Origin of the sequence: Streptomyces sp. NPDC048297, from assembly GCF_043201585.1 — a bacterium.
Taxonomy (GTDB): domain Bacteria; phylum Actinomycetota; class Actinomycetes; order Streptomycetales; family Streptomycetaceae; genus Streptomyces.
In genome coordinates this window covers 151,875-178,217 of sequence record NZ_JBICZA010000019.1, presented here as the reverse complement: position 1 = coordinate 178,217, position 26,343 = coordinate 151,875, and the positions used below count along the sequence as shown (strand labels likewise).

20 protein-coding genes are annotated in these 26,343 nt (G+C 70.5%); 10 read left to right on the top strand and 10 right to left on the bottom strand.

Annotation, left to right across the window (positions count from 1 at the left end):
• The 4 genes from ACGFYV_RS22240 to glgB form a co-directional block, all read left to right on the top strand.
• On the top strand, positions 1-706 hold a 706-nt coding region (locus ACGFYV_RS22240), incomplete at its 5' end, for an alpha-glucosidase C-terminal domain-containing protein (RefSeq protein WP_393880138.1).
• Entirely contained in the window at positions 703-2,421 is a 1,719-nt protein-coding gene (gene treS / locus ACGFYV_RS22235; protein WP_393880137.1) for a maltose alpha-D-glucosyltransferase, read from the top strand. The genes ACGFYV_RS22240 and treS, both read left to right, overlap by 4 nt.
• A 93-nt stretch (positions 2,422-2,514) precedes the next feature.
• On the top strand, positions 2,515-3,933 hold the full coding sequence (locus ACGFYV_RS22230; protein ID WP_393880136.1) for a maltokinase: 1,419 nt from the start codon (positions 2,515-2,517) through the stop codon (positions 3,931-3,933).
• Between the two features lie 428 nt (positions 3,934-4,361).
• Positions 4,362-6,590, top strand: coding sequence for a 1,4-alpha-glucan branching enzyme (glgB, locus tag ACGFYV_RS22225; protein ID WP_393880154.1), 2,229 nt, complete (start codon positions 4,362-4,364; stop codon positions 6,588-6,590).
• Here the strand turns inward: glgB and ACGFYV_RS22220 are convergent.
• From ACGFYV_RS22220 to ACGFYV_RS22200, 5 genes are all read right to left on the bottom strand, one after another.
• Positions 6,565-8,793 (bottom strand): HelD family protein, encoded by a 2,229-nt coding sequence (locus tag ACGFYV_RS22220; RefSeq protein WP_393880135.1) that lies wholly within the window; start codon positions 8,791-8,793, stop codon positions 6,565-6,567. The genes glgB and ACGFYV_RS22220 overlap by 26 nt on opposite strands.
• Positions 8,794-8,962: 169 nt before the next feature.
• Positions 8,963-9,295 (bottom strand): thioredoxin, encoded by a 333-nt coding sequence (gene trxA, locus ACGFYV_RS22215; RefSeq protein WP_393880134.1) that lies wholly within the window; start codon positions 9,293-9,295, stop codon positions 8,963-8,965.
• Positions 9,292-9,720 carry a MerR family transcriptional regulator gene (locus tag ACGFYV_RS22210; protein ID WP_393880133.1) on the bottom strand — a complete coding sequence of 143 codons (429 nt, stop codon included), beginning with the start codon at positions 9,718-9,720 and terminating at the stop codon, positions 9,292-9,294. Before ACGFYV_RS22210 ends, trxA begins: the two co-directional genes overlap by 4 nt.
• 72 nt (positions 9,721-9,792) lie before the next feature.
• Positions 9,793-10,557, bottom strand: a complete 765-nt coding sequence (locus tag ACGFYV_RS22205; protein ID WP_393880132.1) for a DUF2127 domain-containing protein — start codon at positions 10,555-10,557, stop codon at positions 9,793-9,795.
• 290 nt (positions 10,558-10,847) lie between these two features.
• The gene (locus ACGFYV_RS22200; RefSeq protein WP_393880153.1) at positions 10,848-12,239 is read right to left on the bottom strand and encodes a cation:dicarboxylate symporter family transporter; all 1,392 of its coding nucleotides are present in this window, start codon (positions 12,237-12,239) and stop codon (positions 10,848-10,850) included.
• Positions 12,240-12,355: 116 nt separating this feature from the next.
• Here ACGFYV_RS22200 and ACGFYV_RS22195 point away from each other — a divergent pair, with 116 nt between their 5' ends.
• The 3 genes from ACGFYV_RS22195 to ACGFYV_RS22185 all read left to right on the top strand — a co-directional run bounded on the left by ACGFYV_RS22195 (position 12,356) and on the right by ACGFYV_RS22185 (position 15,633).
• Positions 12,356-14,059: an ATP-binding protein gene (locus ACGFYV_RS22195; protein ID WP_393880131.1), complete on the top strand. Its 1,704-nt coding sequence runs from the start codon at positions 12,356-12,358 to the stop codon at positions 14,057-14,059.
• Entirely contained in the window at positions 14,056-14,745 is a 690-nt protein-coding gene (locus ACGFYV_RS22190) for a response regulator (protein WP_393880130.1), read from the top strand. Before ACGFYV_RS22195 ends, ACGFYV_RS22190 begins: the two co-directional genes overlap by 4 nt.
• 189 nt (positions 14,746-14,934) lie before the next feature.
• Positions 14,935-15,633 (top strand): helix-turn-helix domain-containing protein, encoded by a 699-nt coding sequence (locus ACGFYV_RS22185; protein ID WP_393880129.1) that lies wholly within the window; start codon positions 14,935-14,937, stop codon positions 15,631-15,633.
• Between the two features lie 78 nt (positions 15,634-15,711).
• Here the strand turns inward: ACGFYV_RS22185 and ACGFYV_RS22180 are convergent, their stop codons facing one another.
• Entirely contained in the window at positions 15,712-16,737 is a 1,026-nt protein-coding gene (locus tag ACGFYV_RS22180) for an ATP-dependent 6-phosphofructokinase (protein ID WP_393880128.1), read from the bottom strand.
• Between the two features lie 280 nt (positions 16,738-17,017).
• Here ACGFYV_RS22180 and pta point away from each other — a divergent pair, with 280 nt between their 5' ends.
• The 3 genes from pta to pyk all read left to right on the top strand — a co-directional run bounded on the left by pta (position 17,018) and on the right by pyk (position 21,846).
• Positions 17,018-19,108, top strand: coding sequence for a phosphate acetyltransferase (gene pta, locus ACGFYV_RS22175; RefSeq protein WP_393880127.1), 2,091 nt, complete (start codon positions 17,018-17,020; stop codon positions 19,106-19,108).
• Positions 19,105-20,316, top strand: coding sequence for an acetate kinase (locus ACGFYV_RS22170; RefSeq protein WP_393880126.1), 1,212 nt, complete (start codon positions 19,105-19,107; stop codon positions 20,314-20,316). Before pta ends, ACGFYV_RS22170 begins: the two co-directional genes overlap by 4 nt.
• A 99-nt stretch (positions 20,317-20,415) precedes the next feature.
• A complete protein-coding gene (gene pyk / locus ACGFYV_RS22165; protein ID WP_393880125.1) occupies positions 20,416-21,846 on the top strand; it encodes a pyruvate kinase in 1,431 nt (476 codons plus the stop codon).
• Positions 21,847-21,938: 92 nt separating this feature from the next.
• Here pyk and ACGFYV_RS22160 read toward each other — a convergent pair whose 3' ends face one another.
• From ACGFYV_RS22160 to ACGFYV_RS22145, 4 genes are all read right to left on the bottom strand, one after another.
• Positions 21,939-23,303, bottom strand: coding sequence for a hypothetical protein (locus ACGFYV_RS22160; protein WP_393880124.1), 1,365 nt, complete (start codon positions 23,301-23,303; stop codon positions 21,939-21,941).
• Positions 23,293-23,850: a DUF6114 domain-containing protein gene (locus ACGFYV_RS22155; protein ID WP_393880123.1), complete on the bottom strand. Its 558-nt coding sequence runs from the start codon at positions 23,848-23,850 to the stop codon at positions 23,293-23,295. Before ACGFYV_RS22155 ends, ACGFYV_RS22160 begins: the two co-directional genes overlap by 11 nt.
• A gap of 117 nt (positions 23,851-23,967) precedes the next feature.
• Complete coding sequence (locus ACGFYV_RS22150; protein WP_393880122.1) at positions 23,968-24,603, bottom strand: DUF6230 family protein; 636 nt, start codon at positions 24,601-24,603, stop codon at positions 23,968-23,970.
• A gap of 622 nt (positions 24,604-25,225) precedes the next feature.
• Entirely contained in the window at positions 25,226-26,194 is a 969-nt protein-coding gene (locus ACGFYV_RS22145; RefSeq protein ID WP_393880121.1) for a tetratricopeptide repeat protein, read from the bottom strand.
• Between the last annotated feature and the right edge of the window lie 149 nt (positions 26,195-26,343).

Genomic DNA, 26,343 nt, shown 5'->3' with positions numbered 1-26,343 from the left:
GTCGTACACCTACTTCACCTGGCGCAACAGCAAACAGGAACTGACCGACTACCTGACCGAGCTGTCCGGGGACGCGGCCGCCTACATGCGGCCCAACCTGTTCGCCAACACCCCGGACATCCTGCACGCCTTCCTCCAGCACGGCGGCCGGCCCGCCTTCGAGGTCCGCGCGATCCTCGCCGCCACCCTCTCCCCCACCTGGGGCATCTACAGCGGCTACGAACTGTGCGAGAACACCCCGCTGCGCGCAGGCAGCGAGGAATACCTCGACTCGGAGAAGTACCAGCTCACAGCACGCGACTGGGAGGCCGCCGCCCGCGAGGGCCGCACCATCGCCCCCCTCGTCACCCGCCTCAACGCCATCCGCAGGCAGAACGCGGCCCTGCGCCAGCTGCGCGATCTCCACTTCCACCACACGGACAAGGAAGCGGTGATCGCGTACTCGAAGCGCAGCGGCTCGAACACGGTTCTGGTCGTCGCCAACCTCGACCCGCACCACACCCAGGAGGCCACGGTCTCGTTGGACATGCCGCAACTCGGCCTGGAATGGCACGAGTCGGTGCCGGTGCGTGACCTGCTCACCGGCGAGACCTATCACTGGGGCAGGGCCAACTACGTGCGACTCGAACCGGGTCGTCGACCCGCGCACGTCTTCTCGGTTCTGCGACCGTCCACCCCGCAGATCGGAGGGTCACCCACCATATGATCGTCAACGAGCCCGTCCCGGACACGTTCGAGGACACTCCCGCCAGGGACCGGGACCCGGAGTGGTTCAAACGCGCCGTCTTCTACGAGGTCCTGGTCCGCTCCTTCCAGGACAGCAACGGCGACGGGATCGGCGACCTGAAGGGTCTGACCGCCAAGCTGGACTATCTGCAGTGGCTCGGCGTGGACTGCCTCTGGCTCCCGCCGTTCTTCAAGTCACCGCTGCGTGACGGCGGTTACGACGTCTCCGACTACACGGCCGTCCTGCCCGAGTTCGGCGACCTCGCCGACTTCGTCGAGTTCGTCGACGCCGCCCACCAGCGCGGCATGCGCGTCATCATCGACTTCGTCATGAACCACACCAGCGACCAGCACCCGTGGTTCCAGGAGTCGAGGCGCGACCCGGAGGGTCCGTACGGGGACTACTACGTCTGGGCCGACGACGACAAGCAGTTCCAGGACGCCCGGATCATCTTCGTCGACACCGAGGCCTCCAACTGGACGTACGACCCCGTACGCAAGCAGTACTACTGGCACCGCTTCTTCTCGCACCAGCCGGACCTCAACTACGAGAACCCGGCCGTGCAGGAGGAGATCATCTCCGCGCTGAAGTTCTGGCTGGATCTGGGCATCGACGGGTTCCGGCTGGACGCCGTGCCGTACCTGTACCAGCAGGAGGGCACCAACAGCGAGAACCTGCCGGCGACCCACCAGTTCCTGAAGCGGGTGCGCAAGGAGATCGACGCCCAGTACCCGGACACCGTGCTGCTGGCCGAGGCCAACCAGTGGCCCGAGGACGTCGTCGACTACTTCGGCGACTACCAATCGGGCGGCGACGAATGCCACATGGCGTTCCACTTCCCCGTCATGCCCCGCATCTTCATGGCCGTGCGCCGCGAATCCCGCTACCCCGTCTCCGAGATCCTCGCCAAGACCCCGGCCATCCCCTCCGGCTGCCAGTGGGGCATCTTCCTGCGCAACCACGACGAGCTGACCCTCGAAATGGTCACCGACGAGGAACGCGACTACATGTGGGCCGAATACGCGAAAGACCCGCGTATGCGCGCCAACATCGGCATCCGCCGCCGCCTCGCCCCCCTCCTCGACAACGACCGCAACCAGATCGAACTCTTCACCGCCCTGCTGCTGTCCCTGCCCGGCTCGCCGATCCTCTACTACGGCGACGAGATCGGCATGGGCGACAACATCTGGCTCGGCGACCGCGACGCCGTCCGCACCCCCATGCAGTGGACCCCCGACCGCAACGCCGGCTTCTCGTCCAGCGATCCCGGACGGCTCTTCCTGCCGACGATCATGGACCCGGTCTACGGCTACCAGGTCACCAACGTCGAGGCGTCCATGTCGTCGCCGTCGTCGCTGCTGCACTGGACCCGCCGCATGATCGAGATCCGTAAGCAGAATCCTGCCTTCGGACTGGGGACCTACACCGAACTGCCGTCCTCCAACCCGGCGGTCCTCGCCTTCCTGCGCGAGGCCCCGCTGTCCGAGGACGGCGGGGACGACACGGTGCTGTGCGTGCACAACTTCTCGCGGTTCGCACAGCCCACGGAGCTGGATCTGAGCCGGTTCGGCGGGCGGCACCCGGTCGAACTGTTCGGCGGGGTACGGTTCCCTGCGATCGGCGAACTACCGTACCTGCTGACCCTGGCAGGCCACGGCTTCTACTGGTTCCGGCTGCGCCGGGACGTCTCGTAGTGCGACCGGGTGGGGCGGCCCGCGGTTTCCGCCGCCCCACCCGGGGCACGCATCACTAACACCCCGACGACCCGGGGAAGGGACGTGACGCCCATGGCGGATGCGGTCAACCCGTCCGACACCTCCAGCACGACCGCTCACCTGCTCGCCTCGCTCGACCCCCTGTTGCGCCAATGGCTGCCGCGACAGCGCTGGTTCGCCGGCAAGGGCCGGCCGGTCACCGGGTTCACACCCGTGGCCGTCACCGAACTGCTGCCCACCGACGGCCGCTTGGGCCTGCTCCACCTGCTGCTGCGCGTCCACCAGCCCACCGCGCCGGGCGGCGCGCCGCACCCCGGGGACTGCTACCAGCTGCTGATAGGCGTGCGCGAGGCGCTGCCGCCCCGGCTGGCGCCCGCGCTGATCGGCCATGTCACCGAGGGCCCGCTCGCCGGCCGCACGGTGTACGAGGCACTGCACGACCCCCGGCCCGCCGAAGTGCTCCTGGAGGCCCTGCGCACCCAGGCCCGCATCGGCGGGCTGCGTTTTGAGCGGGACCAGGGCCAGGAGATCCGGGAGGGTCTCGTGGCCCGGCTGATGACCGGCGAGCAGTCCAACTCGTCGGTCGTCTACGGAGATACGTTCATCCTGAAGCTGCTGCGCCGGGTCGTGCCCGGCGTCAACCCCGATCTGGAGCTGCCGCTCGCGCTGGCCCGCGAAGGCTGTGCCCGGGTGCCCGCGCCGACGGCCTGGCTCCGTACCGAGCTGGGCGCGCAGACGTACGTCCTGGCCGTGCTCCAGCCGTTCGTGAGCGGCGCGGCCGACGGCTGGGAACTGGCGCTGGGACAGCTGGCCAAGGGCGAGGACTTCACCGCCGAGGCGCGGGCGCTCGGCCGGGCCACCGCCGAGGTGCACACCGCCCTCGCCCGCGCCCTGCCCACGGTCGCCCTGGGCCACGCCCAGCTGGGACCGCTGGCGGACGGCATGACCGAGCGCCTCACCGCCGCCGCCCAGGCCGTACCGGCGCTGCGCCCCTACGAGCCGGGGCTGCGGTCCTCCTTCGAGGCCCTGGCCCGGCTCGCCGACGAGGGCCGCACCTGGACCGCCCAGCGCGTCCACGGCGACCTGCATCTCGGCCAGTGTCTGCGTTCGCCGTCGGGACAGTGGTCGCTGATCGACTTCGAGGGCGAGCCGGCCCGGCCGCTGGCCGAACGCCGGCTGCCGCAGCCGCCGGCCCGGGACATCGCCGGGATGCTCCGCTCCTTCGACTACGCCGCCCACTCGGCCACCCCTCCCGCACCGGACTGGGCCCACGCCTGCCGGGCCGCCTACTGTTCCGGGTACGCCGAGGTCACCGGCCGGGATCCGCGCACCGACCCGGTGCTGCTGCGCGCCTTCGAGACGGACAAGGCGATCTACGAGGTCGTCTACGAGGCCCGGCACCGCCCCGACTGGCTCCCCGTTCCCCTCGCGGCCGTCCGCCGCCTCGCCACGTCCGACCCGACCCGACCCGCCCCGGAGACTCATCCGTGACGTCCAAGAAGCCTGCCACCCCGAAGAGTTCGGCCACCCCCGAGAACGCGGCCACACCGGAGCAGCAGCCTGCACCGGCCGCGTCGAAGGAGACGGCACCCGGCCGTAAGCCCCCGGCCGCGAAGAAATCGGTCCCCGCGCAGAAATCGACAGCCGCGAAGAAGGCAGGCGCTGCCAAGAAGGCAGGCGCTGCGAAGAAGACGGGCGCTGCCAAGAAGGCGGGTGCCGCGAAGAAGGCGGGCGCTGCGAAAAAACTCGTGCCCGCACAGAAATCGGCTGCTTCGCAGAAGTCCGCCGCTTCGAAGAAGCCGGTTTCCGCGAGGAAGCCCGTGCCCGCACAGAAATCGGCCCCCGCGAAGAAGCCGGCCGACCCCGACAAGCCCGCGCCCGCGAAGAAGCCGTCCGGCACGAGCGGGGCCGTGCCCTCCATGCCCTCGCCCCCCATCCCCTCGCACCCCCTGCCCGTCGCCGTCTCCCCCGCCCTCGACGCCGGGGACCGGGAACGGCTGCTGAACGGCACCCATCACGCCCCCCATGCCGTGCTGGGCGCGCATCCGGTACCCGGCGGGGTCGCCTTCCGGGTCTTCCGGCCGTACGCCCAGGCGGTCACCGTCGTCTCCGGGACCCTCACGGCCCCGCTGCACGACGACGGGGACGGCTTCTTCTCCGGGCTGCTCCCGCTCACCGAGGTCCCCACCCACCGGCTGCTCGTGACGTACGACGGCACCGTGCACGAGACCGAGGACGCCTACCGTTTCCTGCCCGCGCTCGGCGAGCTGGACCTGCACCTGATCGGCGAGGGCCGGCACGAGGAGCTGTGGCAGGCGCTGGGGGCGCGCGTCATGACCCATCAGGGCGTGACGGGCACCCGGTTCGCGGTGTGGGCGCCGAACGCGCGGGGCGTGCGGGTCGCGGGGAGCTTCAACTTCTGGGACGCGTCCGGGTTCCCGATGCGCTCGCTCGGCTCCTCCGGGGTGTGGGAGCTGTTCGTGCCCGGCATCGGCGCGGGCGAGCTGTACAAGTTCGAGATCACCCGCCCGGACGGCTCCCGCACCCTGCGCGCCGACCCGATGGCCCGCCGTACGGAGGTCCCGCCCGCCACGTCCTCCGTCGTGGACGACTCGGAGTACGAGTGGGGCGACGCCGAGTGGCTCGCCCGCCGGGGCGAACCGCCCGTGCACGAGGCGCCCTTCTCGGTGTACGAGGTGCATCTGCCGTCCTGGCGGCCAGGACTCACCTACCGCCAACTGGCGGAGCAACTCACCGCCTACGTCACCGACATGGGCTTCACGCACGTGGAGCTGATGCCGGTCGCCGAGCATCCCTTCGGCGGCTCGTGGGGCTACCAGGTCACCGGTTTCTACGCCCCCACCGCCCGGCTCGGCACCCCGGACGACTTCAAGTTCCTCGTCGACGCGCTGCACCGGGCCGGCATCGGTGTGCTGATGGACTGGGTGCCGGCGCACTTCCCGCGGGACGAGTGGGCGCTGGCCGAGTTCGACGGGCGCCCGCTGTACGAGCACCATGATCCGCTGCGGGCCGCCCATCCGGACTGGGGCACGCTGGAGTTCGACTTCGGGCGCCGCGAGGTGCGCAACTTCCTGGTGGCGAACGCCGTGTACTGGTGCGAGGAGTTCCACATCGACGGGCTGCGGGTGGACGCCGTCGCCTCCATGCTCTACCTCGACTACTCGCGCGAGCCGGGCCAGTGGACGCCCAACGAGTTCGGCGGCCGGGAGAACCTGGACGCGGTGGCGTTCCTGCAGGAGATGAACGCCACGGTGTACCGGCGCTGCCCGGGTGTGGTGACCGTCGCCGAGGAGTCGACCGCCTGGGACGGGGTCACCCGGCCCACCCACCACCGGGGCCCGAGCGGCTTCGGCGGGCTGGGTTTCGGGCTGAAGTGGAACATGGGCTGGATGCACGACTCCTTGGAGTACATGCAACACGACCCCGTCCACCGCAAGTACCACCACCACGAGATGACCTTCTCGATGGTGTACGCGTACAGCGAGAACTACGTCCTGCCCATCTCCCACGACGAGGTCGTGCACGGCAAGGGCTCCCTCGTCTCGAAGATGCCCGGCGACTGGTGGCAGCGGCGCGCCGGCCTCCGTGCCTACCTGGCCTTCATGTGGGCGCACCCCGGCAAGCAACTCCTCTTCATGGGCCAGGAGTTCGCCCAGGGCGCGGAGTGGTCCGAGGTGCACGGCCCGGACTGGTGGCTGCTCGACCCGTCCTACGGCGCCGAGGCCGACCACCGGGGCGTGCGTGACCTGGTCCGCGATCTGAACACCGGCTACCGGGCCACGCCCGCGCTGTGGCAGCGGGACACCGACCCGGCCGGTTTCCAGTGGATCGCCGGGGACGCGGCGGAGGACAACGTGCTGGCGTTCCTCCGCCTCGACGCGGAGGGCGGCCCGCTGCTGGCGGTGTCCCACTTCGCCCCGGTGGTCCGGCACGACTACCGCATCGGTGTGCCGGAGGACGTTCCGGCGTGGCTGGAGGTGCTGAACACCGACGCGGCGAGGTACGGCGGGAGCGGGGTGGTGCGGCCGGACCCGGTCAAGCCGGAGCCGCAGGGGGCGCACGGCCGCCCCGCGAGCATCCGGCTGACCCTGCCTCCGCTGGCTACGGTGTGGCTGCGGCCCGCTTGAGCGCCTCGGGCAGCGTCCCGGTGTGCAGTACCCCGAGCCGCTGGGTGGCGCGGGTCAGGGCCACGTACAGGTCGCTGGTGCCGTAGCGGGCCGGCTCCACGACCAGCACCGAGTCGAACTCCAGACCCTTGGACTGGCGGGGGTCCAGGAGGACGACGCTCCGGGTCAGGTCCGGCTCCGCACCGGCCGTCACCCCGTCCAGCCGCGCCGCCAGCTTGCGGTGCAGGTGGCGCGGGGCGATGACCGCGAGCCGGCCCTCGGCGGGCGTCAGCTCCCGGACCGCCTCGGCGACGGCGCCGGGCAGGTCGTCGGTGGCGCGCACCCAGGGCCGTACCCCGGTCGAACGCACCGAGCTGGGCGGTTCGAAACCGGGGTTCTCGGCGCGGACGACGGCTGCCGCGAGGTCCATGATCTCGGCCGGGGTGCGGTAGTTGACGCCGAGGCGCGTGTGCTCCCAGCGGTCCTCGACGTACGGCTGGAGGATCTGCGACCACGAGCCGACGCCCGCCGCCTCCGCCGTCTGCGCGGGGTCTCCGACGAGGGTCATCGAGCGGGTGGGGCTGCGCCGCATCAGCAGCCGCCAGGCCATCGGCGACAGCTCCTGCGCCTCGTCCACGATGATGTGGCCGAAGGCCCAGGTCCGGTCGGCGGCGGCCCGTTCGGCGGCGCTGCGGTGGTCCGCCTCCTCCTGCCGTTCGGCGAACCGCTCGGCGTCGATGATGTCGTGGGCGGACAGCACCTCGGAGTCCTCGTCGTTCTTGTCCTCGAACTCGTAGGTCCGGGAGGCGTACGAGACGTCGAGGACGCCCTGCGCGTAGGCGACCTGGGTCTCCCGTTCCTGCTCCGCCAGCGCCCGCGCGAGCCGCTCGTCCACGCCGAGCAGTTCGGCCGCCTCGTCCAGCAGCGGCACGTCGGCCACGGTCCACTCCCGGGTCACCGGGCGGCGGACGGCGGCCGCGTCCTCGTCGGGGAGGTAGCCGACGGGGTCGGCGAGGAAGTCCGCGACCAGGCGCTGCGGTGTCAGCCGCGGCCACAGCTGGTCGATGGCGGCCCAGACCTCGGGGTTCTCGGCGAGGTCGTCGCGGATCTGGGTGATGTCGGCGGGGTCCAGCAGGCTGCCGCCGTCGTACGGGTCGGTGCCCACGCGCTCGGCGTACAACTCGGTGAGGGTGTTGAGGACGTGGCCCTCGAAGTGTTCCCGGGCCGCGTTGTGCGGCAGCCCGGCGGCGCGGGCGCGCTCGCGGGCCACCGCCACCAGTCCGTCGTCGAGCATCAGGATCTCGCGCTCGTGCTCGATCGCGATCACCGGATCGGGCAGCGACTCCCAGTCGCGTACGACCTCGGCGAGGACGTCGGCCATGCCGGCGCGGCCCTTCACCGTGGCCGCCTCCCTGCTGTCGGCCGCTGTCGCCTTCACGCCGGGGAACAGCTCGCCGACCGTGGCCAGCAGGACCCCGGTCTCGCCGAGCGAGGGCAGCACCTCGCCGATGTAGCCGAGGAAGGCCGGGTTGGGTCCGACGATGAGCACGGCCCGGCGTGCCAGCAGTTCGCGGTACTCGTACAGGAGGTAGGCGGCCCGGTGCAGTGCCACCGCCGTCTTGCCGGTGCCGGGGCCGCCCTCCACGACGAGCACACCGCGGTACGGGGCCCGGATGATCTCGTCCTGCTCGGCCTGGATGGTCTGCACGATGTCGCTCATGCGGCCGGTGCGGGCCGAGTTCAGCGCGGCCAGCAGCACGGCGTCGCCGCTCGGGTCCTCGTACCCGGTGCGGGTGGCGTCGCCGAGGTCGAGGATCTCGTCGTGCAGGGAGGTGACGGTCCGCTCGTGGGTGGTGATGTGCCGGCGTCGGCGCAGGCCCATCGGGGTGTGGCCGGTGGCCAGGTAGAAGGGGCGGGCGACGTCGGCCCGCCAGTCGATGAGGACGGGGGTGCGTTCGGCGTCGTCCTCGCGCAGTCCGATACGGCCGATGTGGTGGCCGGTACCGTCGGTGAGGTCGATCCGGCCGAAGCAGAGCGAGCCGTCGACGGCGTTCAGCGCGGCGAGCAGCCCCGAGCGCTCGGCGACGAGGATGTCCCGCTCCAGCCGGGCCTGCATGGGCTTGTCGCCCTGGGCGAGCGCGTCAGAGACCGAGGTCTCGGCCTCGCCGCGCAGCACGTCCACGCGCGCGTACAGTCCGTCGATGAATTCCTGTTCCTGGTGCAATTCATCGTCTGGAAATTCGGTGTTTGACAATTCCGCTCCCGCCCGGATATACTGTGCTCAGTGAACTGCTCCACGAGCTCACCCAAATGAAGTCGTGAATCACCGAATATACGCAGCGAAATCCCCCGAGCGCAATTGCTCAGGGGATTTTTTCGTGGGCGGCCGCGCTTCACAGCACGTCGGACAGCTCCTCCAGCAGCCGCCGCTTGGGCCGTGCGCCCACCATCGACCGCACCGGCTCGCCGTCCCGGAAGACCATGAGGGTCGGCGTCGACAGCACCCCGTAGGCGACCGTCGTCCCCGGATTGCGGTCCACGTCGATCTGGACGATCTTCAGCCGGTCGCCCTCCTCGAAGGCGATGTCCCTCAGCACCGGCGCCAGCTGCCGGCACGGCCCGCACCAGTCGGCGGTGAACTGCACCAGCACCGGAAGGTCCGATCCGATCACCTCCGTCTCGAAGTCCGCGTCCGTCACCTCGGCCAGTCCGCTCACCAGACTCACCGCGTCACCTCTCCCAGTTCGCACCCGGGCTCCGGACCCCCCGGAGCCAGCGCCTCGGCGGCCAGTTCGTCCCGGGCCTTCTCGGCCCGCTCCAACTGCCCCGCGACCGTCTCCCGCACCGCCGTCAGCTGTCCGATCAGCGCGTCCAGCTCAGCCAGCTTGCGCCGGTAGACGACGAGCGAGGCCGGGCAGGAGTCGCCGTCCGGATGCCCGGCCCGCAGGCACTCCACGAACGGCCGCGTCTCCTCCAGCTCGAACCCGAAGTCCCGCAACGTCCGGATCTGCCGGAGCAGCCTGACATCGCTCTCGTCGTACGTGCGGTGTCCCTTGCCGTCCCGCCGTGCGGGCAGCAGCCCCCGCGCCTCGTAGTAACGCAGGGCGCGGGTGGTGGTCCCGGCCCGCGCGGCCAGCTCGCCGATTCGCATGTCCACGACGTTAGGCCTTGCCCCCGACGTCAAGGCAAGCAGCATCCTCCGGCGGCGCCCTGCGCCCGGGGGTCAGACGGGCACGCCCGCCGACACCTCGACCTCCATCAGGGAGGCGCTGTGCCGCTCCTCGTCGAAGGCCCGGCGGCCACCCCGCAGCCCGAACAGGCGTTTGGTCAGGGCGATGTAGAGGACCGCGAGGATGTTGAGGACGAGGGTCGTGATCTTCAGCCAGCTGATGTGCTCGGTGAGTTCGTAGATCTCCAGCGGGAGGAAGGCCGCGGTGGCGACCACGGTCAGGTACTCCGCCCAGCGCTTGGCGTACCAGAGGCCGACCGCCTCGACGAGTTCGACCAGCGCGTAGGCCAGCAGCAGGGAGGCCACGATCAGCAGCGTGGAGTGCTTGTAGCCGAAGGCCTTCTGTATGGAACCGACGACCGGTGAGTGGTCGAGGTCGTAGTGGAAGTGCCTGAAGACCGGGCGGAAGGCGTCCAGGTAGTCGTTGAAGAGGCGGCGCACCGCGTCCTGGCTGTTGCTGAACCTCCACACCGCGACCGCGACCAGCACGATGAACACGCCCCGCACGGCCCGCTCGATCGCCAGGAAGCGCAGGACGAACAGGTCCCGCAGCACCTTGCCGCGCGGCACCAGCGGCGCGTCGTCGGCCGGTCCCGAGCCGTGCGGCTCCCCGAGGACGAAGTCCCCGCAGCGCAGACAGCGCCACACGTCACCGAGCGCGGTCTGGGCGTGCAGCCGTACCCGCAGTCTCGGGTCGTCGGGCGCGTAGGTCACATGCCCCTTGCGGGCGCACGCCCGCCGGTCCCAGTCGATCGCCATCCCCCGCGCCTCCGCACATGTACCGGACACATACTGACTCACCCGTACGGACGCCGGGGACGGACGTGCCGTTCCGGTTGATCCGGAGCGGCACGCTATCGGAAGCGGCACGCTATCGGACGGGGGCGAGGCGGGGGCAGGACGAAGGATCACTGTGAAAGAAGGATCACCGTGAAACGAGAAACTCCGTACGTCCGGCCCCCGTTCAGCTGGGCCCGGACGTACGGAGTTCTCAGGGGTACGGACTACAGAGGTACGGACTGCAGGGGTACCAACAACAGGGGTACCGGCTACGCGGCCGCCAGTTCCTTGCGCTCCCCCGTCACCCCGTCCTCGTCCAGCAACGTCGTCTCGTCGAACGGCAGCTCCCCGGTCAGGACCTTCCCCACCCGGTCCCGGTCGATCTCCTTCGTCCACGTCCCGATCAGCACCGTGGCGACGGCGTTCCCCGCGAAGTTCGTCAGCGCACGCGCCTCGCTCATGAACCGGTCGATCCCGACGATCAGCCCGACCCCGTCTACCAGCGCGGGCTTGTGCGACTGGAGGCCGCCCGCGAGCGTCGCCAGCCCGGCGCCGCTGACCCCCGCGGCCCCCTTGGACGCCAGCAGCAGGAACAGCAGCAGCGGGATCTGCTCGCCGATCGACATCGGTGTACCGAGCGCGTCGGCGATGTACAGCGACGCCATGGTCATGTAGATCATCGTGCCGTCGAGGTTGAAGGAGTACCCCGTCGGCACGGTGATGCCGACGACGGCCCGGCTGACGCCCAGGTGCTCCATCTTCGCGATCAGCCGCGGCAGCGCCGACTCGGAGGACGACGTCGACAGGATCAGCAGGAACTCCCGGCCGAGGTACTTGAACAGCGAGAAGACGTTCAGCCCGGCCACGATCCGCAGCACCGCGCCCAGCACGACGAAGACGAACAGGAAGCAGGTGACGTAGAACCCGAGCATCAGCACGGCGAGGCTCTTCAACGCGTCCAGACCGGCGGAGCCCACGACCGCCGCGATGGCGCCGAACGCACCGATCGGCGCGGCCCACATGACCATCGACAGGATGCGGAAGACCAGCCGCTGGATGTGCTCGATGCCGCGCAGCACGGGCAGCCCGGCCGACCCCATCGCCTGGAGCGCGAACCCGGAGAGAAGCGCGACCAGCAGGGTCTGCAGCACCTGGCCGTCGGTGAAGGCGGACACGAAGGTCGTCGGGATGATCGACAGGACGAAGTCGACGGGCGGCAGCGCGTCGGCGGAGACCTGCTCGTGCCCGGTCGCCTTGAGGGCGTTGGTGAGGTGCAGCCCGTCGCCCGGATGCAGCACGTTGCCGACGACGAGGCCGATGGCGAGGGCGACGAGCGACATCACGAGGAAGTAGCCGAGCGCGATTCCGCCCACCGCGCCGACCTTCGCGGCCTTGCGGACGGATCCGATGCCGAGCACGATCGTGCAGAAGATGATCGGCGAGATCATCATCTTGATCAGGCTCACGAACCCGGTGCCCAGCGGCTTGAGCTCGATCCCGGCGTCGGGCCAGATCAGCCCCACCGCGATGCCGAGCGCGACCGCCACGATCACGGCTATGTACAGATAGTGGGTACGGTCCCGCTTCACGGCGGGTGCGGCTGGTGCCGTATCGGGGGAAGTGGCGGCCACGGCTGCCCTCCTTGACGTCTTCGTCGGCATCACCGGCGTGCGGCTCACGTCCGGGGTGGGGGATGCCGTGACTATCTCCCTGTCTGTGAGCGCGGTCACCCTTGCGTTCATTTAGTTCACGCTCAACCGGGAGGCACACTGCACACATGCGTTTCCCGTCCGTGTCCCGCCCCCGCAGCCTGGCGGGCCAGCTCTTCGCCATGCAGGCCGTGCTGATAGCGGTGGTCGTGGCCGGATACGCGCTGTTCACCTACCTCAGCGACCAGCGGCAGGCCGAGGACGCGGCGGTCCGCCAGGTCCTCGCGGTGGCCCGGTCGATCGCGGACGCCCCCTCGGTGCGCTCGGCGCTGCACACCCCCGACCCCACGGCCGAGCTGGAGCCGTACGCGCTCCAGGTCATGCGGGACGCGGACGTCGACTTCGTCACGATCATGGATCCGCAGGGCATCCGCTGGACCCACCCCGACCCGGGTCAGATCGGCAAGCCCTTCCTCGGCCGCATCGGCCCCGCCCAGCACGGCCGCACCTTCACCGAGACGTACACCGGCACCCTCGGCCCGTCCGTGCGCGCGGTGACCCCGGTGGAGGAGAACGGCCGGATCGTCGCCCTGGTCAGTGCCGGCATCAAGGTGGAGGCGATCAGCGCACGGGTCCAGGACCAGGTCACGGCCCTGCTCGGGGTGGCCGGCGGCACCCTGCTGCTGGGCGCGTTCGGCACGTACGTGATCAACGCGCGGCTGCGCCGTCACACCCACGGCATGAACGCGACCGAGCTGAGCCGGATGCACGACTACCACCAGGCGGCGCTGCACGCGGTGCGCGAGGGGCTCTTGATGCTCGACGGGCAGTACCGGGTGGCGCTGATCAACGACGGCGGGCGGCACCTGCTGGGCGTCGGCCCCGACGAGGACGTGGTCGGGCGCTCGGTCGCCGACCTGGGCCTGCCGGCTCCGCTGACGGGGGCGCTGCTGTCGTCCCTGCCGCGCGTGGACGAGGTGCATCTGACGTCGGCGCGAGTGCTGGTCGTCAACACCTCGCCGGTGTCCGGCGGCGAGCATCGCGGCACGGTGGCCACCCTCCGCGATGTGACCGAACTCCAGTCCCTGACGGGCGAGTTGGACTCCGAGCGCGGCTTCACGCAGGCCCTGCGCTCCCAGGCGCACGAGGCGGCCAACCGGCTGCACACGGTGGTCTCGCTGATCGAGCTGGGCCGGGCCGAGGAGGCGGTGGAGTTCGCGACGGCGGAACTGGAGCTGGCACAGGCGCTCACCGACCAGGTGGTGGCCGCGGTGGGCGAACCGGTGCTGGCCGCGCTCCTGCTGGGCAAGACGGCGCAGGCCAACGAGCGGGGCGTCGAGCTGGTGCTGTCGCCGGACAGCCGGCTGGACGACGGCGTGCTCCCGCCCGGCCTCGCGGCCCGTGACCTGGTGACCATCCTGGGCAACCTGATCGACAACGCGGTCGACGCGGCCCAGGGAAGCGTACGGGCCCGGGTGACCGTGACGGCGAGGTACGCCGCGGACACCGAGCTGGTGCTGCGCGTCGCGGACACCGGACCCGGTGTCGAGCCCGCCCACGCGGACCTGGTGTTCCAGCGCGGGTTCTCGACGAAGCCGGCCGGACCGGGCGGGCGGGGCCTGGGGCTCGCCCTGGTCCGCCAGACGGTCACCCGGCTCGGCGGTACGTTGACGGTGGCGGCGGATTCGGAGCCGGTGACGGAGTCGGGGTCCGGGTCGGAGTCGGGGTCCGAGTCGGGGTCGGCCTCGGAGGAGGGTGGCGCGGTGTTCGAGGTGCGGTTGCCGTTGCGCACGGCGGCGGGGAACTCCCCGGCCCGGGGAGGCGACGCATGACGGACCCCCGGCCGATCCGGGTCCTCGTGGTCGAGGACGACCCCGTGGCCGCCGACGCGCACGTGATGTACGTCGGGCGGGTCCCGGGGTTCGTCGCGGTCGGCAAGGCGCACACGGGCGCGGAAGCCCGCCGTGTCCTGGACCGTACGGCGGTGGACCTCCTGCTCCTGGACCTGCATCTGCCGGACGTCCACGGCCTGCAGTTCGCCCGTTCGCTGCGGGCGGCCGGGCATCACGCCGACGTCATCGCGGTGACCTCGGCGCGCGACCTCGCCGTCGTCCGCGAGGGCGTCTCCCTGGGCGTCGTCCAGTACGTACTCAAGCCCTTCACCTTCGCTACGCTGCGGGACCGGCTCGTGCGGTACGCCGAGTTCCACGCGGCGGCCGGCGAGGCCAGCGGCCAGGACGAGGTCGACCGCGCCCTCGCCGTCCTGCGCGCCCCCTCACCGGCGGCCCTCCCGAAGGGGCTGAGCGGACCGACGCTGGAGCGGGTCACGGTGGCGCTGCGGGAGTCGTCGCAGGGGCTGACCGCGGCGGGGCTCGCGGTGGCGGTCGGGATCTCGCGGATCACCGCCCGCCGGTATCTGGAGCACCTGGTGGACGCGGGCAGAGCCGGACGCAGTCCGCTGTACGGGCAGGTGGGCAGGCCGGAACTGGTCTATCAGTGGGTGCCGCAGGGGCGGTGACGGGGTGAGGTGGGGGGTGAGGCGAAGGGGTGGGGTGAAGGAGTGAGGCGAAGAGGTGAGGCGAAGAGGTGCGGTGAAGAGGTGCGGTGAAGGGGTGCGGTGAAGGGGTGAGAGGTACGAATCCACGATGGGTGATCTCGTGCGAACGGACCGTGGCCGGCACCGCCGCGCACCGCTAGCCTGTGCGAGGTGCGCCAACCCTCAGCCCGGCCCCCGGCTCTCCCGTTCGACGCCCTCGCCGCCCGCAGACTGCGCGCCGCACTCGGCATGGGCCCCGAACATGTCGCCTACGGCATGCGGGCCTCGTACGGTCTGCCCCATGTCACGCCCGGTCTCGTCGTCGCCTGGGAGCGAGGCGCCGTCGCACCCAGCGACCCCGAACTCACCGCTCTCGCTGGTGTGTTGTGGTGTTCCCCGGGTGAACTCATCGCTCGTCCGCGGACCTTGCGCGAGCACCGCGTCTCCCGCGAGCTCGCCAGCGAGGACGTGGCCCGTGCGGCCGGTCTGGAGCACCGCGCGTATCTGCGGATGGAGGAGAGCGGCGAATGGCGCGGCAACGAGCGCCAGTCCGCCGCCCTCGCCGAGGTGCTTCAGCTCTCGCTGCCGGATTTCGTCAGCGTGACCGGGCAGGAGGGCAGGCTGGCCGAGCTGCTGCGCAGCGCGGTGACCACGCGATGGCAGGCCTATGTGCGGCCGGTCGCCAGGACGGTGCCCCTTCAGCGGGGGTTGCTGGAGGACGCCCTGCGGCAGTTGCACACGGACTACCAGGGGCAGATGGTGGCCAGCCTCAACTGGGGCGGGAACAGGGCGGCCACCGCTTCGGGCGACTCGGGTCACGAGTTCCTCGACGGGATCGTCGACCGTTTCTGGGCGCTCGCCGCTCCCTGAAATCCCCCCGGAAGAGCCCCCTTGGGGACCCGGGCTCCCTTGGACGGACCCCTTGGACCGGCCCCCTTGGACCGCCCCCTAGAAGACCGACTCCGCCTCGTCCATGCGGTCCTGCGGGACCGTCTTCAGCTCGGTGACCGCGTCGGCGAGCGGCACCATGTCGATGTCGGTGCCGCGCAGCGCGGTCATCCGGCCGAAGTCGCCGCAGTGGGCGGCCTCGACGGCGTGCCAGCCGAAGCGGGTGGCGAGGACGCGGTCGTACGCGGTGGGGACGCCGCCGCGCTGGACGTGGCCGAGGATGACCGGCTTGGCCTCCTTGCCGAGGCGCCGTTCGAGTTCGTAGGCGAGCGCGGTGCCGATGCCCTGGAAGCGCTCGTGGCCGTACTGGTCGATCTCGCCCTTGCCGTAGTCCATGGTGCCCTCGACGGGGTGGGCGCCCTCGGCGACGCAGACGACGGCGAACTTCTTGCCGCGGGAGAACCTCTCCTCGACCATCTTGACCAGGTCGGCGGGGTCGAAGGGGCGCTCGGGCAGGCAGATGCCGTGGGCGCCGGCGGCCATGCCGGACTCCAGGGCGATCCAGCCGGCGTGCCGGCCCATGACCTCGACGACCATCACGCGCTGGTGGGACTCGGCGGTGGTCTTGAGGCGGTCCATCGCCTCGGTGGCCACGCCGACGGCGGTGTCGAAGCCGAAGGTGCGGTCGGTGCCGGAGATGTCGTTGTCGATGGTCTTCGGGACGCCGACGACGGGCAGGCCCGCGTCGGAGAGCATGCGGGCCGCGGTGAGCGTGCCCTCGCCACCGATCGGGATCAGCGCGTCGATGCCGAACTCCTCGACCATGTCGGTGGCCCGATCGCAGGCCTCGCGCAGCCGGTCGCGCTCCAGCCGGGAGGAGCCGAGGATGGTGCCGCCGAGGGCCAGGATGCCACTGACCGCGTCCAGGTCGAGGGCGCGGTAGTGACGGTCGAGCAGGCCCCGGTAGCCGTCCTCGAAGCCGATGACCTCGTCGCCGTACTGCGCCACCGCGCGGTGCACGACCGAACGGATCACGGCGTTCAGGCCGGGGCAGTCGCCGCCTGCGGTGAGAACTCCGATGCGCATCGTGCTGTGTCTCCTGCTCGCTGTCGGTACCGGTGAGCCGCTTCGATTCTGTCACGCTCCCGGAGGTCCGAGCACGGTCCGGGGACGGAGCGGAACCACACTGCCCTGACGGGCGCATTAGCTGCCCTCAGGGGTATTGTCAAGATGGTTCAGCTCACCTCGGTGGGCGATTTTTATGACAGGGTCCAGCCCGCGAGATGCACCGCGCAGGACGAGCACGGCGAGCAGGACGAGCAGGACCGCGCAGGACGCGCAGGACGAGAAGGATCGGAGACTACGCGTGACGCGCAGCGTGTACGTGACCGGGATCGACCGCGGCGACGGCCGCCAGGTCGTCGAGCTGGGGGTCATGGAGCTGCTGACCCGGCAGGTCGACCGGGTGGGGGTGTTCCGTCCGCTCGTGCACGACCGGCCCGACCGGATGTTCGAGCTGCTGCGGTCGCGCTACCGGCTCTCCCAGGACCCCGCCACGGTCTACGGCATGGACTACCACGAGGCGTCCGCGCTCCAGGCCGAGCGGGGCACGGACGAACTGGTCTCCACACTGGTGGACCGCTTCCACCTGGTGGCCCGCGACTACGACGTCGTCCTGGTCCTCGGCACCGACTTCGCCGGCACCCAGCTGCCCGACGAACTCGCCCTGAACGCGCGGCTGGCCAACGAGTTCGGCGCGTCCGTGATCCCCGTGGTGGGCGGCCGCGGGCAGACGGCGGAATCGGTGCTGGCCGAGACCCGCAACGCCTTCCGCGCCTACGACGGCCTGGGCTGCGACGTGCTGGCCATGGTCGCCAACCGGGTGGCCCGCGAGGACCGCGACGCGATAGCCGAGCGGCTGGCGGGCCGCCTCCCCGTCCCCGCCTCCGTGCTGCCCGACGACCCCGCGCTGTCCGCGCCGACGGTCGCGCAGATCGGCCAGGTCCTCGGCGCCCGGGTGCTGCTCGGCGACGAGTCCGGGCTCGCCCGCGACGCGCTGGACTTCGTCTTCGGCGGCGCGATGCTGCCGAAGCTCCTGCCCGCCCTGACCCCGGGCTGCCTGGTCGTCACCCCCGGGGACCGCGCCGACCTGGTCGTCGGCTCGCTGGCCGCGCACAGCGCCGGCACCCCGCCGATCGCCGGTGTGCTGCTGACCCTGAACGAGGTGCCGAGCGAGGAGATCCTCACCCTGGCCGCCCGGCTCGCGCCCGGCACCCCGGTGCTCTCGGTGGCCGGCAACAGCTTCCCGACCGCCGAGCAGCTCTTCTCCCTGGAGGGGAAGATGACGGCGGCGACCCCGCGCAAGGCGGAGACCGCGCTCGGCCTGTTCGAGCGGTACACCGACACCGCCGACCTGGCCCGCCGGGTCTCGGCGCCGAGCGGCGACCGGGTCACCCCGATGATGTTCGAGCACAAGCTGCTGGAGCGGGCCCGCGCGGACCGGCGCCGGGTGGTGCTGCCGGAGGGCACCGAGGAACGGGTGCTGCACGCGGCCGAGGTGCTGCTGCGCCGGGGCGTGTGCGACCTGACCCTGCTCGGACCGGTCGACCTGATCCGCAAGAAGGCCGCCGACCTCGGCATCGACCTCGGTGACAGCCAGTTGATCGACCCGGCCACCTCCGAGCTGCGCGACTCCTTCGCCGAGAGGTACGCCGAACTGCGCGCGCACCGGGGCGTCACGGTGGAACTGGCCTACGACGTCGTCTCCGACGTGAACTACTTCGGCACGCTGATGGTCGAGCAGGGCCTGGCGGACGGCATGGTGTCCGGTTCGGTGCACTCCACGGCCGCGACGATCCGGCCCGCCTTCGAGATCATCAGGACCACGCCGGGTTCCTCGATCGTGTCGTCGGTGTTCTTCATGTGCCTGGCCGACAAGGTGCTCGTCTACGGCGACTGCGCGGTCAACCCGGACCCGGACGCCGAGCAGCTGGCGGACATCGCGGTGCAGTCGGCGGGCACGGCCGCGCGGTTCGGTGTCCAGCCGCGGATCGCGATGCTGTCGTACTCCACGGGTACGTCGGGTTCCGGCGTCGACGTGGACAAGGTGCGCGAGGCGACCGAGCTGGCGCGCTCGCGCCGCCCCGACCTGAAGATCGAGGGGCCGATCCAGTACGACGCGGCCGTGGAGCCGTCCGTCGCGGCGACCAAGCTGCCGGACTCCGATGTCGCCGGGCAGGCAACGGTTCTGATCTTCCCGGACCTCAATACAGGTAACAACACGTACAAGGCCGTGCAGCGCTCGGCCGGCGCGATCGCCGTCGGCCCGGTGCTGCAGGGTCTGCGCAAGCCGGTCAACGACCTGTCCCGGGGCGCGCTCGTCCAGGACATCGTCAACACCGTCGCCATCACGGCGATCCAGGCCCAGCACCCGACCGAGGAGGCGTCTCAGCAGTGAGTTCCCCCACCCGTGTCCTCGTCCTCAACTCCGGCTCCTCGTCGGTGAAGTACCAGCTGCTGGACATGCGGGACAGCAGCCGTCTGGCGGTGGGTCTGGTCGAGCGCATAGGCGAGCAGACCTCGCGGCTGAAGCACACCTGCCGGGTCACCGGCGAGATGCGTGAGCAGCGGGCCCCGATCGCCGACCACGAGGCGGCCCTGAAGGCGGTCGGCGAGGAGCTGCACCGGGACGGCCTGGGTCTCGACTCTCCGGAGCTGGCCGCGATCGGGCACCGGGTGGTGCACGGCGGCATGTTCTTCACCGAGCCCACCGTGATCGACGACGCGGTCCTCGCCGAGATCGAGCGGCTGGTCCCGGTCGCCCCGCTGCACAACCCGGCCAACCTGACGGGCATCCGCACCGCGCGGGCACTGCGTCCGGACCTGCCGCAGGTCGCGGTGTTCGACACGGCGTTCCACACGACGATGCCGGAGTCGGCGGCGCGCTACGCGATCGACCCGAAGATCGCCGACCGCTACCGCATCCGCCGCTACGGCTTCCACGGCACCTCGCACGCGTACGTGTCCCGGCAGACCGCGCGGCTGCTGGGCAAGGACCCGTCCGAGGTGAACGTGATCGTGCTGCACCTCGGCAACGGCGCCTCCGCCGCGGCGGTGGAGCGGGGCCGCTGTGTGGACACCTCCATGGGGATGACGCCGCTGGAGGGGCTCGTGATGGGGACGCGCTCGGGTGATCTGGATCCGGCGGTCATCTTCCATTTGGAGCGCGTTGGCGGAATGTCCATGGACGAAGTCGACACTCTTCTCAACAAGATGAGCGGTCTGTTCGGTTTGTGCGGGGACAATGACATGCGCGAGATCCGGCGCCGCGTCGACGAGGGCGACGAAGTGGCCCGGCTCGCCTTCGACATTTACATTCACCGGATCAAGAAGTACATCGGCGCCTATTACGCGGTACTCGGCCGGGTGGACGCCGTCGTCTTCACGGCGGGCGTCGGGGAGAACGCGGCGCCGGTGCGCGAGGCCGCGATCGGGGGGCTGGCGGGCCTGGGCCTGGAGGTCGACGCCGGGCGGAACGCCGTACGCGGCGACGGGCCCCGGCTGATCTCGCCCGATTCCGCGCGGGTCGCGGTCGCGGTGGTGCCGACCGACGAGGAACTGGAGATCGCCACACAGACGTATGCGCTGGTCGAAAAGAGCGGCTGAACAATACAGCGCAGTAACACGCCTGAGCGCATGTCCGCCCATTTGTATCTTCCGTCAGACGGAATATTCCGCAGCGAAACAAACCGATAGGATCGCCCCATGCGCCGTTCGAAAATCGTCTGTACTCTCGGCCCCGCGGTCGACACCCACGAGATGCTCGTCGCCATGATCGAGGCGGGCATGAACGTGGCCCGGTTCAACTTCAGCCACGGCACCCACGCCGAGCACCAGGCGCGGTACGACCGTGTCCGGGCCGCGTCCAAGGAGACCGGCCGGGCCATCGGTGTCCTCGCCGACCTCCAGGGCCCGAAGATCCGCCTGGAGACCTTCGCCGAGGGTCCGGTCGAACTGGAGCGCGGTGACGAGTTCGTCATCACGACCGAGGACGTCCCGGGCGACAAGCACATGTGCGGAACGACCTACAAGGGGCTGCCGGGTGACGTCTCGCGCGGCGACCAGATCCTGATCAACGACGGCAACGTCGAGCTGAAGGTGCTGGACGTCGAGGGCCCCCGGGTGCGGTCGATCGTCATCGAGGGCGGTGTCGTCTCCGACCACAAGGGCATCAACCTGCCCGGCGCGGCCGTCAACGTGCCCGCGCTGTCCGAGAAGGACGTCGAGGACCTGCGCTTCGCCCTCCGCATGGGCTGCGACATGGTCGCGCTGTCCTTCGTCCGCGACGCCAAGGACATCCAGGACGTCCACAAGGTCATGGACGAGGAGGGCCGCCGGGTCCCGGTGATCGCCAAGGTGGAGAAGCCGCAGGCGGTCGAGAACATGGAGGACGTCGTGATGGCGTTCGACAGCGTGATGGTCGCCCGTGGCGACCTCGCCGTCGAATACCCGCTGGAGAAGGTCCCCATGGTGCAGAAGCGCCTGATCGAGCTGTGCCGGCGCAACGCCAAGCCGGTGATCGTGGCGACCCAGATGATGGAGTCGATGATCACCAACTCCCGTCCGACCCGCGCCGAGGCCTCCGACGTGGCCAACGCGATCCTGGACGGCGCCGACGCGGTCATGCTGTCCGCCGAGTCGAGCGTGGGCGCCTACCCGGTCGAGACCGTGAAGACGATGTCGAAGATCGTCCAGGCGGCCGAGCAGGAGCTGCTCTCCAAGGGCCTGCAGCCGCTCGTGCCCGGCAAGAAGCCGCGCACGCAGGGCGGTTCGGTGGCCCGCGCGGCCTGCGAGATCGCCGACTTCCTCGGCGGCAAGGGCCTGATCGCCTTCACCAAGTCCGGTGACACCGCCCGCCGGCTGTCCCGCTACCGCGCGGCCCAGCCGATCCTCGCCTTCACCACCGACGAAGGCACCCGCAACCAGCTGACCCTCAGCTGGGGCGTGGAGTCGCACGTGGTGCCGTTCGTGAACAGCACCGACGAGATGGTGGAGATGGTCGACCAGGAGCTGGCCAAGCTCAACCGCTTCAACGCGGGCGACACGGTGATCATCACCGCCGGCTCGCCCCCCGGCGTCCCCGGCACCACCAACATGGTGCGGGTCCACCATGTGGGCGGCGGCGACCCCGCCTGACGCCCCCGCAGCGCGACGCACCGTGGCCCGGCCCTCCCTGAGGAGGACCGGGCCACGGCTTGTGCGGCTCCCGGACCGGCTTGCGGGACCGGTCAGTTGTCGGTGGTGTACACGTGCATCCCGGGCACGTGCAGGTTGCCACCGAACTGAGCGGCCTGGACCACCTTGACGTTGGTGAAGTAGATCAGCGGGAGGTTCAGCGGGGGCGGGCTGTCCGGGCTGAAGGTCAGCGGGACCAGGCCGAACAGGTTGCCCGAGATGCTCTCGGTGTAGAACACGGTGTCGCCGTCGCGGATGGTCGACGTCGAACCGGCCGCCGCCTGCACGTGGTACGTCTTGCCCGACAGCTTGTCCTTCACCGTCTGGTGCAGGTCACCGATGTCGGTGCCGCCGGAGATGACGTACTTCAGCACCTTCTTGGTGGAGCCGTTGGCCGTCTTCACCTCGACGATGCCCTGGTAGTCGGCGCCCTTGAGCAGCAGCGAGCTGGCGTTCAGGTACCAGGGGTCGTCCGCCACCGGCACCTTGTTGTCGACGCCGCTGACGTCGTCGGTGGCCTGCTCGCAGTTGTCCGGGACGGCACCGGCGGAGGCGCCGGACGTGGCCGCGGAGGCCGCGCCCGTGACCGCGCCGGTGGTGTCCTGGACCGTCTTGGAGACCCCGTCGGTGGTGTCCTTGACGGTGTCCGTGACCTTGCCGGCGGTCTTGCCGACGGTGTCGGTGACCTTGCCGACGGTGTCCGTGAGGGTGCCGCCGGTCTTGCCCGGGGACGCCGAGGCGTCCGGCGACGACGTGGCGGACGTACCGGACGAGGACGCGGACGGGCTCGGGCTCGCGGACGTACCGGAGCTCGTGCTGCCGCCCCCGAGGAGGCCGCCGAGCGTGTCACCGACCGCGCCGAGCAGACCGCCGCTGTTCTTGGACGCCGACGGGGCGGGCGTGCTGGTGCCGGCGGAGTCCGAGGATCCGGAGGTCGCCGTCGGCTCGGGCGTGGCCGTGTCGCCGGAACCGGAACCGGTGCCCGAGGACGACGTCGTGCCCGAGTCCTTGGTGTCCTTGGCGCCCGTGTCCTTGGCGCCCGTGGTGTCCTTCGCGTCGGCGGACGCCGAAGCGGACGGGCTCGGCGTGGCCTTGTCGGCGGACGGGCTCTCGGACGGCGAGGGCGAGGCGGAGGCGTCCTTGGAGCCGTCCAGCGCCGCGACGCAGTCCTTGTAGTCCGAGGCCTTCTGGCTGTTGGCCGTCGCCGTGCCGCCGCCGCCGTTGTCGGCGAGGGCGAGCGAGGATGTGAAGCCCAGGCCCACCAGCACCGCCGTGGGCATGGCCACGGAGGCGATCGCCTTGCCCGCCGGCATGTGGAACCTGGTGAACAGCGGCTTCTTGGGTGCCGCGTGGCGGGCCCTGGTTCTCTCACGGGCCCCGTCCACATCGGTCCCGTGGGTCACCTCGTCAGCCGGCACTGTGCCTCCCGTTCGCCCCGTTGGCCGGGCTCGTTCCTGACAGGTCATTCGCCTCGTACGCCCCGTCCGCCGCCTGGTGGGGCAGCGGCGCGGTCGCGGGGGCGTCGCCCTCGCCCGGGGCGGCCTTGGCCGGCGGCTCCGGCTGCGGCGTCCCGCCCGGGGCCCACGAGACGGCCATCGCACCGCCGACGAGGGCGAGCAGGAAGCCCATGATGAAGCCACCGAAGTTGGACACGGGGAGGGACACCAGCGCCAGCAGGATCGCCGCGACACCCGCGAAGGTCCGGATGTGCTTCTGGAACCAGAGGCTGATGCCCAGGACGATGAGCAGCACGCCGATGATCAGGGATCCCGCTCCCGCCGTGGTCGCCATCGCCAGGGTCAGGTGGCCCACCTGCAGGTGGAAGTACGGGAAGTAGATGATCGGAAGGCCGCTGAGCAGGACGTACAGACCGGCCCAGAACGGACGGTCACCCCGCCAGGCGCGGAACTGCTGCCTCCGGTGGGTGAACTGGCCGGGTGCGGCGGCAGGGGTCTCGGCGCTCATGGAAAACAGCTCCCTGGTGCGGCGTTGCTGTGGTGGTGATGTGTGCCGCGCGTGAAGACGCGGCCGGAGTAGGGACAGGCGGGGGCGCCAGTGGCTCCCCCGCCCGTCAGCGAGTGCTTAGTAGCACTCCTTGCCTTCCGTCGACAGCGACATGTGCAGCCCGCTGAGCTCGAAGGTACCGGCGGTGGTCGCCCAGGCCGTCTGCTTCACGTTGAGCAGCGTGGCCGAGTCGGCCTGCTGCGCGAAGCCGTACGGGTTGGCCTGCTCGCTGCCACCCTTCATGCCCGGACCCTTGCCGGCGTCCTTGGCGGCAACACCGATGTCGATGTTGTTGAAGGTCGCGTCGGCGTTGAGGTCCGCGACGTCGATGTAGATCCGGTCGGCCTGGACGTGCTTCTCGCCGGCGCCGGCCCGCAGGATCAGGCTGACCTTGCCGAAGACCGGCACGTCCGGGGTGACCACGGACTGGCACAGGTTGGTGATCTCGGCGTGGCTGAACGCCGAGACGGCCACCGGGTGGGCGGTCTTCTTGCCGTCCAGGGTGTAACCGTTGTCGATGGCCCCGTACTGTTCGAAGCCCTTGCCTTCGAGCCGGTCCGCGCTCACCTTGAACGACTGACCGGAAACGCTGAACGAAGCAGCGAGAGCGCCCTGCGCGAGGGCGACACCTATCGCGGCCGTAGCGGCGACGCTGGGCACCATGACCACAGCGAAGCGCTTCCATCTGGTCCCGCCACGCACCTGGGACTCCATATTTCCTCCTTCTCGGACGTACATCTCCTGGCCCGCGCTCGAACCGGTCGGCGGCTCAGCCGGACAGGGATGGGAGAAGTGCTACGTCCTCGGGAAGGAGAGCGCCTGCGCTCGGTGGCGCCAACAGCGCCCGAATCACCGGCGATCACCCCCGAGCGACAACCACTGGTCGCGCCTGACACGCATCACGCACAACCTTCCGGACAGGCTTCGCCGGTGAGGCGAAGACCCCCCTGCCCTAGAGCCGGCGCTCCTGCCGCCGGCCCTGCTCGGTGGGGACCCAGGTTCTCCCGCGACCCGACCGGTTGCCGGGGTACGGGAATGGACCGAGCGTCGCCGATCGTGGTGCATTCTCGCGCCGGGCACAAGGGGGTTCGTTACTCGCTAGTAACGGACGGATAACCGAGCCACGGCCGAACGCTTTCGAGGCGCGACACAGGGTGCCGCCCAAGGGCAGAACAAAGCCGTTGATCCCTGGTCGAAACCAGACAGATCAACGGCCTTGATTTACTCCGAGTAACAGCATGCGCGATTACCAAGATTTGGTAAAGCGAAGCCGTGCTGACGGTTCATCGGTAAATCTTTCACCCCGGCATCACAAGCCGTGGCGTTTAGCGACTGGTCAGAACAAGGCGCGCGCCAGCGCCCGTCGCGCCCCCACCACACGCGGATCCTCGGGCCCCACGACCTCGAACAGCTCCAGCAGCCGGCGCCGGACGCTGTCCCGGTCGTCGCCCGCCGTACGCCGCACGGCCTCGATGAGCCGCCCGAAGGCGTCCTCGACGTGACCGCCCACCAGGTCCAGGTCGGCCGCCGCGATCTGGGCGGCCGCGTCGGCCGGCTTCCCGGCCGCGTCCGCGCGCACCTTCTGCGGGTCCATGTTCTGCACCCGCTGGAGCAACTCGGCCTGCGCGAGCCCGAGTTTGGCCTCGGTGTTGGCCGGGTCGTCGCCCAGCACGTTCTTGTACGCCTGGACGGCCCCGCCAAGGTCCCCGGCGTCCAGGGCCTGCGCGGCGGCCTCCAGCAGGGCGTCGTGCGGTCCCTCGGGCGCCTCCTGGGGGACGGCGCCCGGCTCGGCGTCCGGGTCGACGGCCAGGCCGGTCAGACCGAACCGCTCCTCGGCGACCTGCACCAACTGGTCCAGGGTCTGGCGGATCTCCTGCTCGCCCGCCGCGCCCTGGAAGAGGGGCAGCGCCTGGCCGGCGACGACGGCGAACACCGCCGGGATGCCCTGCACCCCGAACTGCTGCATCAGCATCTGGTTGGCGTCGACGTCGATCTTGGCGAGGAGGATGCGCCCGTCGTATTCGACGGCCAGCCGCTCCAGGACCGGGCTCAGCTGCTTGCAGGGCTGACACCACTCGGCCCAGAAGTCGATGACGACCGGCACTTCGGCGGACCGCTGGAGGACGTCCCGCTCGAATCCGGCCTCATCGACGTCGATGACGAGATCGGCCGGGGAGATCGCCCCCGTGCCGCCCTGCCGGGCGGCTGCGGCGCGCGTCTGCTCGGCCTTGGCCTTGGCCTCCTGGGCCGCCTTCACCGCGGCGAGGTCGACGACGCCGCTCATGGACATGTTCCGTGGCTGCATGCGTCTATCCTCCCCCGTTCCCGCGTATGAAAGAAAAAAGTGCGATGTCTTGTGACGCCGGGGTCCCCACCCCACGCCGGTGACGGCCGCTCGCGTACGTCCGTCACGAGCTTTCGCTACGAGTCGTAGCGTAATGGCACGAGGGGGCT

Excerpts from the sequence above, each read along its gene's own strand:
- ACGFYV_RS22210 (WP_393880133.1), bottom strand. The coding sequence starts at position 9,720 with ATGCGAATCGGCGAGCTGGCCGCGCGGGCCGGGACCACCACCCGCGCC.
- ACGFYV_RS22230 (WP_393880136.1), top strand. The coding sequence starts at position 2,515 with ATGGCGGATGCGGTCAACCCGTCCGACACCTCCAGCACGACCGCTCAC.
- ACGFYV_RS22180 (WP_393880128.1), bottom strand. The coding sequence starts at position 16,737 with ATGCGCATCGGAGTTCTCACCGCAGGCGGCGACTGCCCCGGCCTGAAC.
- ACGFYV_RS22205 (WP_393880132.1), bottom strand. The coding sequence starts at position 10,557 with ATGGCGATCGACTGGGACCGGCGGGCGTGCGCCCGCAAGGGGCATGTG.
- glgB (WP_393880154.1), top strand. The coding sequence starts at position 4,362 with ATGCCCTCGCCCCCCATCCCCTCGCACCCCCTGCCCGTCGCCGTCTCC.
- ACGFYV_RS22155 (WP_393880123.1), bottom strand. The coding sequence starts at position 23,850 with ATGAGCGCCGAGACCCCTGCCGCCGCACCCGGCCAGTTCACCCACCGG.
- ACGFYV_RS22145 (WP_393880121.1), bottom strand. The coding sequence starts at position 26,194 with ATGCAGCCACGGAACATGTCCATGAGCGGCGTCGTCGACCTCGCCGCG.
- ACGFYV_RS22195 (WP_393880131.1), top strand. The coding sequence starts at position 12,356 with ATGCGTTTCCCGTCCGTGTCCCGCCCCCGCAGCCTGGCGGGCCAGCTC.
- pyk (WP_393880125.1), top strand. The coding sequence starts at position 20,416 with ATGCGCCGTTCGAAAATCGTCTGTACTCTCGGCCCCGCGGTCGACACC.
- ACGFYV_RS22190 (WP_393880130.1), top strand. The coding sequence starts at position 14,056 with ATGACGGACCCCCGGCCGATCCGGGTCCTCGTGGTCGAGGACGACCCC.
- ACGFYV_RS22150 (WP_393880122.1), bottom strand. The coding sequence starts at position 24,603 with ATGGAGTCCCAGGTGCGTGGCGGGACCAGATGGAAGCGCTTCGCTGTG.
- treS (WP_393880137.1), top strand. The coding sequence starts at position 703 with ATGATCGTCAACGAGCCCGTCCCGGACACGTTCGAGGACACTCCCGCC.
- ACGFYV_RS22200 (WP_393880153.1), bottom strand. The coding sequence starts at position 12,239 with ATGCCGACGAAGACGTCAAGGAGGGCAGCCGTGGCCGCCACTTCCCCC.